The following is a 12,911-nucleotide window of genomic DNA, read 5'->3' on the forward strand; positions in this document are numbered from 1 at the left end:
CATGCAAATTATCGTCCTTATATGAGAGTTCCTCTCTAGTCTGACATTATGCATACTTTTTCAACATCGCCAATTGACTTCATATAAAAAAACCAAGCAATCAAGCTTGGCATCTTCTTAAAGACTATAAGTTGAACGTATGACAGAATCATGAAAATTTAAGATGATCTTTCTAAATGTAAATTTAGTCTCAACAATACATTTAATTAGGAATTTAAACACTTTATTGATGACTTGATATTTAAAATAAGAATTTTTATTTTTTAAAATAAAAAAGCCAAGCAAAATCGCTTGGCTTTTTAAGAAGCAAAAACAATTAGATTAAGAAATCTTCAAGTTTTGCACCTTTTTCAATTTCAGCAACTAACCAACGTGGTTGTTTACCGCGACCAGTCCAAGTCTCTTCAGAATTGTTTTTGTTACGGTAACGTGGTTCTACAGATTTACGTGTAGTTTTCTTACGTTTTTGAGCACCAAACTCAAGAAGTTGTTCAACACTGAAACCTACATTTTCAGCAATCTCGATAATTTGATTATAAGCATCTTCGATTGCTTGATCTTTTTTGCTTGCAATTAAAGCTTCTGCTTCTTCTTGTAAGCGTTTTAACTCTTCAACAGATAATTCACTAATATCCGGTTTCATTAATAAATACTCCAGTCTTACTGACAATTCAAATAATACAGACAAAATTTAAAACATTAAATCATAACCAATAGTATTTATAATCTATTAAATAAGCAATAGTTCAAAAGACAAGTTCATCAGAATAATGCTATAAATTTACTTTTTAATTACATTAATAATTATAATTGCAATATATTTTCTTAATATTTATTTAAGCTAAATGTATTAAGTCATGTCCTACTGATTTTTCTAATTCAATTATTTTACTTTTTACTTCATTTGGTATTTCACATTTTAACCCTGTCGTTTTATCTAGACAGACCATTATGGCTTCACCCGTAGCAACGATTTGCTGCTGTGCTTCACTCCATAATATATAAGCCATACGGAATGCGCTATTGCGTATTTCTTCTACACGAACCCCTACTTTCAATACATCAGGATAAAAAACGGGTTTTAAATATCTGCACTGACTTGAAGCAACAACAGTATATATATTGGGGATCAATATATTTACATTCTCCATATATAAAATACGTGAGCTTTCAATATATCTATAATATTGTACATTATTGACATGACCAAAAGCATCCATATCTCCCCATGCAACTTTCTGGTCGTATATTACAGGGTAGACAGACAGTTCTTTCATTTTTACCTCAGATTTTAAATTTTAAAAAATTTGCATCATTTTCAAAGATTAGGTTTAACTGTTTGATTAACTCATCATCTTCTTTTAAGGTGGATTTAATACGTAAATAGTTCATTAAAATATTATCAGGGTATAAACTTAATAATATTTCAGCTTCAGCTTGACGATTCGTTGCCATGTAAACATGCCATTTTGCAAATGTTAAAACTGGCAAATTCATATATTGAGTTTCAAGTTGATTTATCTTTTCTTCAACGTCGGCATAGTCAGGAACCTGCTTAAGCAGTTGCTGCTGAAACCACAAATAAAATACTTCTGGATCAAATTGCTCTTTGAGCAGATGCAAAGTTAATGTTTCATGCTGAATACTCATTTCTGGCATACGTGCCAAAAGTTTTAGCCACAGCAATTTACTACTATAGGGTCTGGTTTGAATCTCAGACTCTAAATCTAGATAGCGCTGTTGCAATGCATGTAAGTCATCAATTGAAGCTTGATCAAATTGTTGGAGAAGCTGCTGCAACCATAAATCACGATGCTCAGCGTCCAATAATCCATATTTCATTGAACGTAAATATAACCATGGTTGCTGTAAAGCAAGCTGCCCCCATAACGCAGTTAATCGCTGTTGATAGGCTGTCTCGATTTCTTCAAGCCATGGCGATAATTGATGCTGATATAGGAACTCAAGATGTGTTAATGCACGTTCAGCTTCATTTTGAGCTAAAAATATTTCAATCCGCTGTAACTCTGCCAATTCAAAAGCCATCGGTGGCGATTGATCTAAAGCATCTAGAGCTTTAGGGTAATCTTCATTTAATACTAAGAACTTGGCATCAATAATATTTTTTAAAAGCCCTGACTGGGTAAAAACCCGTTCGATAAAGACACGTTGATCTTCGGCGGCTTCTAATAGCCAGACAATACCCAATTGCTCATAGGGATGAAGGTTTTTAAACTGAAAAATATTCTCTCTTTTACGTTGTTCACGAGAAGAATAACGTTTAATCCAAAGCCATATTAACTGAGCAATAAAACTCATTAGGACAAAAGTAAGGACTAATCCCCACACGTTTGTTTGCAATTGCAGCTGTCGCCAGTAGATATAAACATATCCCATGCCGTAGCCATAGCTAAGTAAAGCCAAAGCTGCAAAAAGTACTAAACTAATAAGAAGATAAACCCATAGGAGATGTTTCATATGCCCTCCTTATGAGCCTAGTAGGCCAAGAGTCGATAATTTAGGTACAGGTACGATAGATAAATGAGATACTTTAGCAATACGATTTTTCAATTGCTGACTGGTCGCATCTGGCATTTCATTTAATTTCTGCATTACTGATTGCAGCTCATTTTGATATTCAGCCATTTTTCCTTGGTTTAATGCCTGCTCGGCAATTAATAACCTTAGTTGCACTTCTTTCAGCACCACACTTCGATTCATTAAATTAATAGATGGTGTTTCTACTTTTTCAATACGGAACCATTTCTTCCACCAAGACACTGACTCAGATTGATCCATCTCAAGTTTAGGTCGAGCCAATGCTTGCTGAATATTTTTATCGATAGTTTGCAGTAGATCGTCAATCATTTGATGACGCTGATTTTGAGCAATTACGTATTGTTGTATTGCTTGTTTATCTTGTTCAAGCGCCTGATTTAGGCTGTGTTTTAATGCTGGAGCAATTTCATATTGAGGCAATGCTTGTTGTAACTGAGTTAAATGATCTACTGCATAAATAAACTGTTGTTGATCAATCGCAAACTGAATTAAGTCTAATTTTTGTTTAATTAATACCGTTGGCTCAATGCCTGCATGAATGATTTCGCTATTTGTCGATGGTGCCGACTGAACATCACTACCCGGCTGGGTTTGAACTTGTCTCTTTAGTGCAACCAACTGATCATTCAGATTGGCATATTGCTGTTCCGATTGCATTAAGCTTTGCTGAAGCTCAGGAACCGTACGAGAAATTTGCCACATATCGTAGCTAAGCTTAGCCAACCAAGCGATGCCCAGCAAAATGATAATAGAAACAAGTTTTCTCATACGAATCCTTATAATGCCTGAATGTGATGAATCATCCCCGAAGGCGATAAATTTTCAAGTTGAATAATGTGAAAATGAGCCTGTTGCTGATCGCGATATTTTTTTACAAGTTGAAAAAGACGTGGTCCTAAAACCAAATATACACAATCAGGTTGTACATTATTATTTAAACAAAGCTCCAACCAATATTTCCAGCTTGCCTCACTGGTAATTAAGACAAGCCATTTTTCTAAATTATAATTTGAATTCTGTGTCAGATGCTTAAATGTTGAATATGAGTCTTGTGGACACTGCCGATGATATAAAACAAAATTTAAAATCTGGATACCTTGCTGCTGCAAAGTGTCCATCATAAATTGGCGGCCGCCTTCCCCTCTCCAAAAAGCCACACTACCCTTCTGTTGCATATTATAGAGAATAGGTAGTCTGAGCATACCTTCAGAAGTTTCAACATCTGGAACATGTGCTTCAATTCCATATTCATGGAGACGATTCGCCGTGGCCTGCCCAACCGCAATCCACTGAATATGTTTTAAGTTATCTAGCTTTAAACCACTTTGCGTTAAGTACTGCATCCCCACATCAACCGCAGTGGGACTTACAGCCACTATAGCTTGCGCCTCGACTAACTGCTGATAGAGTTGAAAGAGTGAATCTGAAAAAGGCTGAGCAACCAGCTCTAAAAGCGGTAAAGACTCGACCTGATACCCCTTATTTTGCAAAGCTTCTGTTAATTCAGCTGCACGTGAGTCAGGTCGAGTATTAATGAACAGCATAGTTTTAGTAAAGAGCCTTTAATAAATCGCCAGCACCTTGTTCAAGTAAGTTTCGAGCGAGGTTCTCACCTAATTGCTGAGCATTATGAATTTCATCGTTCAGTTCAGCACGCAGTAATGTTTGCCCATCGACACTACCTACACGGCCTTCAATATGAATTTTGCCATCTTGCAAGGTTGCATAGCCCGCAATAGGTACCTGACAACCACCTTCAAGATAGGCATTAAACGCACGCTCAGCACGTACACATACGTCAGTCTCTATGTGTAAAAGAGGTTGTATTAAAGCCAATACGTCTTGATCATCTGCACGACATTCCAAACCAAGAGCACCCTGTCCAACAGCAGGCAGACTTACATTTGGCTCGATAGTATGACGAATGCGATTTTCTAATCCTAAACGTTTTAAACCAGCGCTTGCCAAAATAATCGCATCGTATTGACCATCATCTAATTTACCTAGACGAGTACCAACATTTCCGCGTAAATCAATAATTTTTAGGTCTGGGCGTTGTTTTAAAATTTGTGATTTACGACGTAAGCTTGATGTGCCAACTCTCGCTCCTTGCGGTAAGTCAGCAAATTTTTCAAAAGTATTTGAAACAAAAGCATCTAATGGATCTTCACGTTCGCAAATGACTGCCAAGGTTAAACCTTCTGGTAATGCCATTGGCACATCTTTCATTGAATGTACAGCAAGGTCCGCGCGACCATCTAAAAGAGCAGCTTCTAATTCTTTAACAAACAAACCTTTGCCACCAATTTTTGCTAAAGGCGTATCTAAAATTTTATCGCCCTGCGTGACAAACTTGACCAACTCTACCGTTAAATCTGGGTGAAGCTCCTGCAAACGGGCACGAATATGTTCTGCCTGCCAAAGAGCAAGTGGGCTTTGTCGTGTAGCAATTTTCAAGGTTTTCATAAATTCAAGCATGGGCTGGTCAAACAATACACCCTAAACTTAACTTGATCCCTTAAAATTGCAAGTAAAATCTCACCAGCAAAAATAAGACAGGCGCAAGTTAAAGCTGATGTATCCGCTCTCTGAGCGTAGACAAATGACGACGGCTGACGGAAAGTCTTTCATCAAGACCTCGTAAACGAACCTGATACTGGCCTGAGCTCACAAGCTCTAAACCATCTAAATAAGCAATTGAGACCAAGGCATTTCGATGAATACGAATAAATTGATCTGCAAATTCAGTTTCAAGCTCTTTCAGTGTTTCATCAATTAATACACTGCCATTTTTATGACGTATCGTGACATATTTTTGATCTGCCAAAAAATAATAGATATTTTCAACAGGAATCAGTTCAACCCCACGGTAGGTTTTGGCAGCAATTTGATGTCTTTGTGTTTTTAAACCCTGTAAAAGTTCAGGGTTTGGCAAGGCATTGAGCTGTGCTTGGGTAAGTTGCGTTAACTGCTTTAAAGCTTGTTCAAGTTCTGCTGGATCAATCGGTTTAAGAAGATAAGCTTGTGCTTGTGATTTAAACGCCTCCAAAGCATGCTGATCATAAGCTGTACAAAAGACAATAGCAGGTCGAGGGTTAAGCTGGCTTAATTGTTCCGCACAGACGAGACCATTCATACCCGGCATTTGGATATCAAGTAAAATCACATCTGGTTGATGAAGCCGTGCCTGTTCCAAGGCATCTTGGCCATGATGAGCTGTTGCGACAACCTCATGTCCCATCTTTGAAACTAAACGTGACAATCGTTCCACTGCAAGTGGCTCGTCATCACAAATTAGCACCTTCATTCATCCTCCTTGTCACCGTTAACTTGGTCCATTTTTTTATGGTTAACTCTGACTGGCTTATTATTTTGATTGGTATTGATAGCTCATAATAGTGGTATATAAAGTTTCACCCTTATATACCTGGAACCTAACTGAGTTCCCATAATACGCTTTCAAGCGTTGTTTAACGTTTTCAAGAGCGATTCCATGCCCTTTCCGTGATTTTATTGTATCGTCTGTATAAGGGTTGGTAATGACTATACTGACCTGATTTTGCAATATTTCAACCAATACCCCTATGGTTGCCTTACCCATCATTGGTTCCACCCCATGAAAAATACTATTCTCTAACAAAGGTTGTAATGTCAATAAAGGAATCGTGACCTGCTTTAATTGCAAAGGTTCAAGCTCCACTTTCCAGTCGACTTGTAAACGCTCACCTAAACGTATTTGTTCAATCATTAAGTATTGTTTACTGAGTTCAATTTCTTCATACAAGCTTACCAATTTTAATTCTTGGAAACTCGCTCTAAATAAACGCGACAGACTAATCAGCATACTTTCGGCTTTATCTGGGTCTATCGTAATTAAACTCACCACATTATTTAAACTATTAAATAAAAAGTGAGGATGAATACGCGCTTGCATGGCCTGAATACGCGCATTTAATTCTGCATATTGTTGATGTAACCACTGTTCTCTGACATATAAATAGCGCAAACAAAATGCGCCGAGTAGTATTCCATAGCTTAAATATAAAGGGACATTGGTAAAATAAATGCTCCAGTCATGCGCTATATCACTCGTTCTTTTCAAGATTCCGAATTGAAAAAAATTACTTATTAGGGTGGTCACTACCACAATCGCTTGCAGCATAACAAAGCCAATTGCCAAAGCATATTTTTGCTGCAGTTGACTAAAAAAATTTTGAAAATATTCAACTAAGGCAAAAAAAGACAAAATCACCCAGTTAATAAAAATCATATATTGTAAAAGGCGCGACCCGCTTAAGGCATGCCACGATTGCGCTTCAGCCAAAGCTAAAACCAGCGCCAAAACATTACTTGCGATAATTAATTCGAATAAATGTTGCCAACGATCAATTTTCGTAAAAAAATAGGAGGAATTTTGATTTCGATATGCTGTAGAAAACAACTTTGTTTGTTGAGCTTCGGCAAGTGATATACTCTTTTTTATTTTACTGAGCCACCATGACCACATCTTCAAATCCCCCTAATTCAGCAGCCCCAGACCAAACCTCAGGTATGTGGGGTGGTCGTTTTTCTGAAGCGACAGACGCTTTTGTAGCAGAATTTACTGCCTCTGTTCAGTTTGACCAACGTTTTTATAAGCAAGACATCGCAGGTTCAATTGCGCATGCTACCATGCTTGCAAAAGTTGGCGTACTCACAGAAGCAGAACGAGACGACATTATTGAAGGTTTAAGCACCATTCGTGCAGAAATTGAAGCTGGAAACTTTGAATGGCGTATCGATCTTGAAGATGTTCACATGAACATTGAATCACGTTTGACTCAGCGTATTGGCATTACAGGTAAAAAACTCCACACTGGTCGTAGCCGTAATGACCAAGTTGCAACTGATATTCGTCTTTATCTACGTGACGAAATTGATGACATTTTAGGTTTATTAGAGCGTTTACAAAAAGGCTTGTTAGGCTTGGCTGCTAAAAATGTAAATACCATTATGCCTGGCTTCACTCATTTACAAACAGCTCAACCAGTAACTTTCGGCCATCACTTATTGGCATGGTTTGAAATGTTAGTTCGCGATACAGAACGTCTCCAAGACTGCCGTAAGCGTGTTAACCGTATGCCTCTTGGTTCCGCGGCTCTTGCAGGTACTACTTACCCGATCGATCGTGCTTATACAGCAGAACTTTTAGGTTTTGAAGCTGTATCTGAAAACTCTCTTGATGCTGTTTCTGACCGTGACTTTGCCATTGAATTTAATGCAGCAGCTGCGCTTATCATGATGCATTTATCACGTATGTCAGAAGAACTGATTCTTTGGACTTCTGCACAGTTCAAATTTGTGAATATTCCTGACCGCTTCTGTACTGGCTCATCAATCATGCCGCAGAAGAAAAATCCGGACGTTCCAGAACTGATTCGTGGTAAATCTGGCCGTGTATTTGGTGACTTAATTAGCTTACTTACGCTCATGAAAGGTCAACCTTTAGCGTACAACAAAGACAACCAAGAAGATAAAGAACCTTTGTTCGATGCTATCGATACGGTTCGTGGTTCACTCATGGCATTTGCAGACATGATTCCTGCATTGGTTCCAAATATTGAAATCATGCGTGAAGCTGCGCTTCGAGGATTCTCGACTGCAACTGACCTTGCTGACTACTTAGTGAAAAAAGGCGTTGCGTTCCGTGATGCGCATGAAATTGTAGGTAAAGCTGTTGCACTAGGTGTAGCTGAAGAAAAAGATTTATCTGAGTTAACACTTGAGCAATTACAACAATTCTCTGACTTAATCACAGCAGACGTATTTGATAAAGCTTTAACACTAGAAGCTTCTGTAAATGCACGTGATCATATTGGCGGAACTTCACCAAAACAGGTTGAAGCTGCAATTACTCGTGCCCATACACGTTTAGAACAGTTATACGCTTAAGGATAAATCATGAGTCGCCAAGTATTTTGTCGTAAATATCAAAAGGAAATGGAAGGTCTAGACTTCGCTCCTTTTCCTGGTGCTAAAGGCCAAGATTTCTTTGAAAATGTTTCTAAGCAAGCATGGCAAGAATGGTTACAGCACCAAACTACGCTGATTAATGAAAAGCGTTTAAATGTGTTTGAACCAGATGCAAAAAAATTCCTTGAAGAACAACGTGAGAAGTTCTTCAATAATGATGAAAGTGTTGAAAAAGCAGAAGGTTGGAAACCTGAATAATTAGCTTGCTCTAACCTTATCGTCATTAAGAAGGCGGATCTATATACATAGATCTGCCTTTTTTTACGTGAAACTTACACAAACATATAAAGCCTTACATAGAGCGCACAGGACTCTACATGACATAAATTCAATGAAACCTTATTATGAATCCATAGCAAGTGAGACACGATCCCTGTCGTGTTTTCTCTTAATGCACTTGATTTTCTGTCCTGAACTTCCCCCCAAAGTTCGGGACATTTTTTTATGTATTATTTTTAGTTATAAAAAAGCCTTGTTTGAAACAAGGCTTTTATTTTCTCAATTAAAGCATTATTTTTCGTGGACTTTTGCTTCAATTTCTTCAATTTTTGTATGACGAGCATCAAAGCCTTTCGCCATATAAATCACTTGTTCAGCAATGTTACGCGCATGGTCACCAATACGCTCTAAAGAACGCAAAACCCACATCACGTTAATTACGCGAGCAATATGACGCGGGTCTTCAATCATATAAGTCATTAAAGTACGCGTTGCTGATTGATATTCACGGTCAATGTCAGCGTCTGCTAAAAGTACACGTAATGCCTGATCGGCATCTAAACGTGCAAAAGCATCAAGGGCATCGTGAATCATGACACGTACTTGGTTACCAATATGACGGGTTTCCATGTAACCACGAGGTGATCCACCCTCTTCACAGAGGTTCTGCGCAATACGAGCAATTTTTGCAGCTTCGTCACCAATACGCTCAAGGTCAGTATTAGCTTTGCTCATCGCAATCACCATACGCAAGTCAATTGCGGCTGGATGACGACGCGCCAAGATGAGTGTCAAACCCTCATCAATATCACGCTCATATTGATTGACTGCATTATCTTTAAATTGAACATCAATTGCTAAATTCGCATCTGTATCAAGTAAAGAATGAATTGCATTGGCAACCTGTTGTTCGACCAAGCCACCCATGGTCATAAACTTTGTGTTCACATCTTGCAAATCTTCATTAAATTGAGAAGAAATATGATGGCTTAACACCGGATTACTTGGACTCAAGGAAGCCTCCAACATGATGGTGCAGGGATAAAATGATTGAGCATTAAAACACATCAATCATTAAATTTTTATGACAAAATTAAAATTCAGATAAAAGCGTTTTTTATTACTGATACGTTAACCAACTGTTTAATTCGACCAGATCTTTTTCACCTAATTGGCCTACAGCAGCTTTTAAACGCAGTACATTTAATAAATAGTCATATTGAGCATTAAGATAATCCTGTTTTGCAGAAAAAGCATTACGCTGCGCCAATAAAACATCAACCATACTTTTTAAGCCCTCGTTATAACTGGCTTTTGAAGCTTGCGACACAAGTGCCGAAGAATCCATTGCTGCTTTTCTTGCTTCAAGTTTTGCACGGTCGGTATCTACCTGCATAAAAGCGCTTTTTACATCAACATTGGCACGGCGAATGGCCGCATCGAGTTGGGATTGCGCTTTATTTAACTCTATAGTGGCTTTTTTAATAGAAGTTCGGGTCTGTCCTCCATTAAATAAATTCCAGTTCATCTCCACACCAATTTGGTCAAACTTCCCATCAGTTGAAATGAGTGTTTCTGGTGTTTGTTTGGTATAGCCATAGCTGGCAACTGCGTCTATCTGTGGATAAAGTGCAGCTTTTTCCACACGGCGTTGATCTTCAGCATATTGTCGTTGTAAACGCGCTTGCTGAATTTTTAAATTTTGTTGCTGGGCTAAACTTAACCAATCATCAAGCTGGGCTGGATAAGGTTTTTGAAAAGTAAAATCACTTCGCAGTACTGCAAGCTTATCTTGATAAGGGCCAATATATTCCGACAGTTGCTCTTGAGCCAATAGAATCTGTACATTGGTCGCAATACGATTGGCTCTGGCACTTTGATACTGAGCATTTGCCTCACTCACATCACTACGCGCTACCAAACCTTCTTTAAGCTTGGCATTCATCATGTTGAGCTGTTCAAGTAATGCTTTTTCTTCTTGTAAATATGCAGCTGTAAGTGCTTGCTGACGAAGTACATTAAAATAAGCTTCTGCGACATTTAAAACATGATCTTGTTTTTGCAGTCTTAAAGTGATTTCACTAAGAGCAACTGAGGTTTTAACTTGCTTATAACCTTCCCATGCATCCATACGAAAAAGAGGCTGACGAGCAGATAAAGTTGCTTGTTTGGTGGTCGATGTATTACTCACCAAAGCATCTGACAACCCTTCTTGATCAACACCTGGAAAATTTGAACGTTTTACGGTTTGGCTATTACGATTAATTTTTCCAGACAAGGTAACTGTCGGTAGTAAAGCACCCGTTGCTAAACCTAAATTGAGCTGATCTGCTTCAAATTGTTGTTGATTTGCTTGCCATGTCGGATCATTTTGTTTCGCGCGCTCATAAGTTTCAACTAAATCCAGAGCAAAACTCGACGAGGTAAAACTCCATAAACCCGCCACAAGCATTAATTTTATTTTCATTGTTTAAATCAACGATAAAACTTGGCTTTAAGACTAAGAAAAATTCGAATCAAACTCAAGCCATTAAAAGTTTTAGTTTTTTTAAGTGTTCCGAGTTTTTGATAATATTAAAATACAAATAAAAATCAAAAACATGCCGATCCAACCCAACCATGAAACATGCTCACCTACCAATACAATTGCAAAAATCGCAGCAACTAAAGGTTCAAATAAAGTTAAGGTGGTCGCTTTGCTTGCATTGACCGTTTTTAATCCGAAGCCAAAAAGTAAATAACCCAAAAACATAGGAATCAGCATCATATAGCCAGCTACGAGTAAATTGGTTGAGCTTTCTAATAACCCTCCACCTGTAACCAACAAGGTAGGAAGCAAAATAACTGCCCCACCGCCCATAATCATGCCCATTGCAGCTTTAGAGGCAACACCGCGATCTATTAATCTTTTTGCAGCCCATGAATAAAGCGAATAAGTTGTAGCTGCGACAAGACCAAGAAAAATACCGAAGTATTTATTCCATTGATTTATACTATCTTGAACTGCATGACTTTCACCCATCGACAACATCGTTACGCCAAGTACACCGCAAATAAAACTTAGAAACCAGATGGCAGACAAAGCTTTGCGATCAAAGAATCGCTCTAAAATTGCTGCGATCAGTGGAGCAGAACCAATTGAAACCACAGTACCAATCGTAATGCCGGCATAATGCATTGAGGAATAAAAAGCCAAAGGGTAAATACCAACCGCCGCTACACCCAAAAGCAGTATTAAAAGATTTTCCCTTATAAATTGTCGGTTTTCACGTATCGCTCGGGATGCAACTAAAGCTTGTAAAAGACCTCCTCCACCCATCGCTGCGGCACCAATAGCAAGTGGGCCAAGTGTCGGTGCAAATGCCGCCGCAGTACCTGTTGTTCCCCACAAAACAGAGGCAACTAAAATCGCAATTGTGCCTCCATAGCTACTATTTTTAATGAGGCTAATCATTTGAACATTCTCTATTTAAAATGTCTTCTGCCATTTGCTTTGCTAATAGAAGTTGACGACTGTTGCCTTCCAACCCTGCTCGTGCCATAGAGCCTTCTAAAAGAAATGAAAGCTGTGTAGCCACATAGTTAACACGCTGTGAGTCTGGTATTAATTTTTTTAAATGCTCGACAACAATAGCCTCAACTTCTTCTTTATGTTGTCTTACCGAACTTCGACCTGAACTATTCGCAGGGAACTCTGCGGCAGCATTTAAAAGCCCACATCCTCGAAAGCCTTTTTCATAGGCAAATTCTGCATGGTCTTGATAGGCATCAAATACGGCCAAAATAGCTTCTTTAGCTGTTTTTGTTGTTGCTAAACGGTTTTGATAAAGATCAAGCCACTCTTGATGCCGTGCAGCAATATAGGCATCGACCAACTCACCTTTTGAAGAAAAATTATTATAAAGCGACATCTTGGCTACATCTGCTTTAGTCGTAACTGAGTTAATACCAGTTGCAGTAATGCCATCGTTATAAAACAAAGTTGAAGCGGCATCGAGAATTTTCTGTCTTGCTGTTTTATCATTCATAGCTTTAATTTAAGTAGACCGACCTACCTAATAATAAAGATTTCTAACAATGATGCAATCTTTTTCCGAGTTATAATTTGAGCAATATTTACT

The 12,911-nt window shown here is 38.3% G+C and carries 14 protein-coding genes; 2 read left to right on the forward strand and 12 right to left on the reverse strand.

From position 1 onward, the window contains the following. Positions 1-316: 316 nt before the first annotated feature. The 8 genes from I8T81_RS17400 to I8T81_RS17435 all read right to left on the reverse strand — a co-directional run bounded on the left by I8T81_RS17400 (position 317) and on the right by I8T81_RS17435 (position 7,066). Entirely contained in the window at positions 317-643 is a 327-nt protein-coding gene (locus I8T81_RS17400; protein WP_002053185.1) for an H-NS histone family protein, read from the reverse strand. Positions 644-836: 193 nt separating this feature from the next. Further along, complete coding sequence (locus I8T81_RS17405) at positions 837-1,277, reverse strand: acyl-CoA thioesterase (RefSeq protein WP_004699193.1); 441 nt, start codon at positions 1,275-1,277, stop codon at positions 837-839. 7 nt (positions 1,278-1,284) lie between these two features. Then, positions 1,285-2,478, reverse strand: coding sequence for a hypothetical protein (locus I8T81_RS17410; protein WP_019457025.1), 1,194 nt, complete (start codon positions 2,476-2,478; stop codon positions 1,285-1,287). A 9-nt stretch (positions 2,479-2,487) separates the two neighbouring features. Then, the gene (locus I8T81_RS17415) at positions 2,488-3,327 is read right to left on the reverse strand and encodes a hypothetical protein (RefSeq protein ID WP_004699197.1); all 840 of its coding nucleotides are present in this window, start codon (positions 3,325-3,327) and stop codon (positions 2,488-2,490) included. 8 nt (positions 3,328-3,335) lie between these two features. Continuing rightward, on the reverse strand, positions 3,336-4,103 hold the full coding sequence (locus I8T81_RS17420; RefSeq protein WP_198071735.1) for a uroporphyrinogen-III synthase: 768 nt from the start codon (positions 4,101-4,103) through the stop codon (positions 3,336-3,338). A 4-nt stretch (positions 4,104-4,107) separates the two neighbouring features. Further along, a complete protein-coding gene (hemC, locus tag I8T81_RS17425) occupies positions 4,108-5,025 on the reverse strand; it encodes a hydroxymethylbilane synthase (protein ID WP_198071736.1) in 918 nt (305 codons plus the stop codon). A gap of 100 nt (positions 5,026-5,125) precedes the next feature. Next, positions 5,126-5,866, reverse strand: a complete 741-nt coding sequence (locus I8T81_RS17430; protein ID WP_100192209.1) for a LytR/AlgR family response regulator transcription factor — start codon at positions 5,864-5,866, stop codon at positions 5,126-5,128. Between the two features lie 60 nt (positions 5,867-5,926). Further along, positions 5,927-7,066, reverse strand: a complete 1,140-nt coding sequence (locus I8T81_RS17435) for a sensor histidine kinase (protein ID WP_100290217.1) — start codon at positions 7,064-7,066, stop codon at positions 5,927-5,929. On the opposite strand from I8T81_RS17435, the gene argH reads away from it, so the two are divergent. Together argH and I8T81_RS17445 are read left to right on the forward strand one after the other, a co-directional pair. Beyond that, entirely contained in the window at positions 7,057-8,490 is a 1,434-nt protein-coding gene (gene argH, locus I8T81_RS17440; protein ID WP_019457019.1) for an argininosuccinate lyase, read from the forward strand. The two genes, I8T81_RS17435 and argH, sit on opposite strands and share 10 nt — an antisense overlap. 9 nt (positions 8,491-8,499) lie before the next feature. Then, on the forward strand, positions 8,500-8,769 hold the full coding sequence (locus I8T81_RS17445; RefSeq protein ID WP_004699209.1) for an oxidative damage protection protein: 270 nt from the start codon (positions 8,500-8,502) through the stop codon (positions 8,767-8,769). Between the two features lie 312 nt (positions 8,770-9,081). Here the strand turns inward: I8T81_RS17445 and phoU are convergent, their stop codons facing one another. The 4 genes from phoU to I8T81_RS17465 all read right to left on the reverse strand — a co-directional run bounded on the left by phoU (position 9,082) and on the right by I8T81_RS17465 (position 12,818). Next, positions 9,082-9,804: a phosphate signaling complex protein PhoU gene (phoU, locus tag I8T81_RS17450; RefSeq protein ID WP_000075183.1), complete on the reverse strand. Its 723-nt coding sequence runs from the start codon at positions 9,802-9,804 to the stop codon at positions 9,082-9,084. Positions 9,805-9,910: 106 nt separating this feature from the next. Beyond that, on the reverse strand, positions 9,911-11,257 hold the full coding sequence (abuO, locus tag I8T81_RS17455) for a multidrug efflux outer membrane protein AbuO (RefSeq protein ID WP_455168454.1): 1,347 nt from the start codon (positions 11,255-11,257) through the stop codon (positions 9,911-9,913). 81 nt (positions 11,258-11,338) lie between these two features. Then, positions 11,339-12,244 (reverse strand): DMT family transporter, encoded by a 906-nt coding sequence (locus I8T81_RS17460; RefSeq protein WP_198071737.1) that lies wholly within the window; start codon positions 12,242-12,244, stop codon positions 11,339-11,341. After that, positions 12,237-12,818: a TetR/AcrR family transcriptional regulator gene (locus I8T81_RS17465; RefSeq protein WP_198071738.1), complete on the reverse strand. Its 582-nt coding sequence runs from the start codon at positions 12,816-12,818 to the stop codon at positions 12,237-12,239. The genes I8T81_RS17460 and I8T81_RS17465 overlap by 8 nt, the downstream gene beginning before the upstream one ends. Positions 12,819-12,911: the final 93 nt, after the last annotated feature.

It is taken from the genome of Acinetobacter seifertii, from assembly GCF_016064815.1.
Taxonomy (GTDB): domain Bacteria; phylum Pseudomonadota; class Gammaproteobacteria; order Pseudomonadales; family Moraxellaceae; genus Acinetobacter; species Acinetobacter seifertii.